Source organism: uncultured Turicimonas sp. (assembly GCF_902477955.1).
GTDB lineage: Bacteria > Pseudomonadota > Gammaproteobacteria > Burkholderiales > Burkholderiaceae_F > Turicimonas.
Map to the genome: position 1 here is coordinate 1 of NZ_CABSJB010000073.1, position 1858 is coordinate 1858.

At 41.3% G+C, this 1858-nt stretch carries 2 protein-coding genes; one reads left to right on the forward strand and one right to left on the reverse strand.

The annotated features are described in order from the left end of the window. Window positions 1-29 precede the first annotated feature (29 nt). A complete protein-coding gene (locus tag RDK53_RS12205) occupies window positions 30-1520 on the reverse strand; it encodes a PhnD/SsuA/transferrin family substrate-binding protein (protein WP_308515256.1) in 1491 nt (496 codons plus the stop codon). 113 nt (window positions 1521-1633) lie between these two features. On the opposite strand from RDK53_RS12205, the gene RDK53_RS12210 reads away from it, so the two are divergent. After that, window positions 1634-1843 (forward strand): hypothetical protein, encoded by a 210-nt coding sequence (locus RDK53_RS12210; RefSeq protein WP_308515259.1) that lies wholly within the window; start codon window positions 1634-1636, stop codon window positions 1841-1843. Window positions 1844-1858 lie beyond the last annotated feature (15 nt).

The window sequence follows — 1858 nt, forward strand, 5'->3', positions numbered from 1 at the left end:
CTTTTCGGTAGTGTGCTAATTATAGCATATCACCCACCTTTTGTGCAGAGGTTCCTTAAGATATTCGAAAATACAATCTCAAGCTCCAATCGATGCCCTTCAATTTTCGATTTTTCGGATGAAGAGCTACTCAACCGAATATCGATGCCGTCCAATTCTCCGGATTTTTTCAAATTTTCAAGAACTGAAGTCAACACCTCAACCGGATCCATCCTCTCGAAATTATTTCTGTCAGATTTAGCGTAGCTTCGGACCAACTGAACCAACTCATGGGCTTTCTTTGCCCTTTCCGTTGCTTGCTCTAATGCTTCGTTTATTTGTCCTTCCTGCAACTTATTCTGTTTCAGTAGTCTTTTAAGGGATCTTAAGTAAAGCAAAATCCCAGAAAGCGGTTGGCTTAACTCATGGGCAAAAAGGCTGGACAGCTGAGAGACAATTAAAGCTCGCCGAGACTTGTCATACCTATCTCGAAGCTGGTTGTTAAATCGCAAAAGTTTCTTTTGTTCAACGAGCGCTTTTCTCAGTTGAGCCGTTCGCACTGTGACGAGGTAGCGAGTACGAAAATAATGCCAAACGAATACGAAGAAAAGAATGGTTAATAGGAGAATGGAATTTCCGTGTTCCTTCCAAATCCTTTCTGCAGTCCATTCGTTCAGGTAAGAATAAGGGCCTCTTTTAAGAGTCTTGAACAATTCATCCACAGATCTAAAATCACTAGCAATTGTCCATCTTTCCCCATCTTTAGTCGGATGCATTGCATAAAGCGCATTGGCAATATTTACGATAGTTTGAGTATCTAAATGGGGAGAAACGAGAAAACTCCAACTCGGATAAAGAGATGTGCTGGTTAAGCATTTGGCACCCTTGTTCTCTTTAACATTTATAGGCTTTAAGCCATCGAGAACGTCCCTACCCTTCTGGGCCTCCCTCTCCGCAAAACAAGCATTTAACGTAATGGCATCCACTTCGCCTCTTTGCAAAGCCGCTATTCTTTTGTAAGGATCCAGCCCGTAGAATTTGATCTTTGAAAAGAATTTGTCCCAAGCGTAACCTTGATCTGCTAATTCCTTATAGACCACCGTCAACCCCTGAAAACCGTCAGGATGGTTTGCCCCCAGACGCTTTCCCTTTAATTCTTTCAAGGAATTGATATTTGAATCTTTTTTGACAACTACCAATGCACCTACAGAATGATCAGGATCCGGTTGCAAGTTTGATATTAAGGTGGCTATATCTCGCATGCCGTCCTTTCTATGGCGAAGATACGTTGTTGCGCCGACGATGGCTATCGGCGCTTCTTTTGAACGAAGAACTTCATCGATTTCATCAATAGACTGAAGCACCTTTATGTTCAACTGTTTGGGATAAATCGCCTTTTTTACAGTATCAATCGTTTTTTGTGCAACAGGCGTAATAGTTGAAGGAAGGAGGAACTCTGTAGCATACAGTGTAATTTCATTGCTAAAGACGGTACAAGACCAAAGCAACGCAAAATATGTCAGGAAAGTCCTCAGAATCATTTCTTCGAATTTGTGTCGTTTTTTCTTGAGATCATAACGCGCTAACTACGCGCGTAGGTCACTAACTAAACTCGTAGTATATGAAGGATTTGTTTTTCTTCCAAGGAGAAACCATGAAAAATCGATTAACTAAGCTTTCGCTTATCGTCCTAACAGCCTTGTTTTCAGTCTCCGCTTCTGCACAATTGAAAGACGGTGACTACAACGCAGAAAGTAAAGGAGTATGGGGTTCACCAATTAAAGTCAATCTTTCTATTAAAAATGGCAAGATCGCTGATGTTAAGGAACCTCTGCACAAAAGGTGGGTGATATGCTATAATTAGCACACTACCGAAAAG

What these genes read in the sequence shown, in the direction of transcription:
- RDK53_RS12210 (WP_308515259.1), top strand. Translation starts at nt 1,634, where the DNA reads ATGAAAAATCGATTAACTAAGCTTTCGCTTATCGTCCTAACAGCCTTG.
- RDK53_RS12205 (WP_308515256.1), bottom strand. Translation starts at nt 1,520, where the DNA reads ATGATTCTGAGGACTTTCCTGACATATTTTGCGTTGCTTTGGTCTTGT.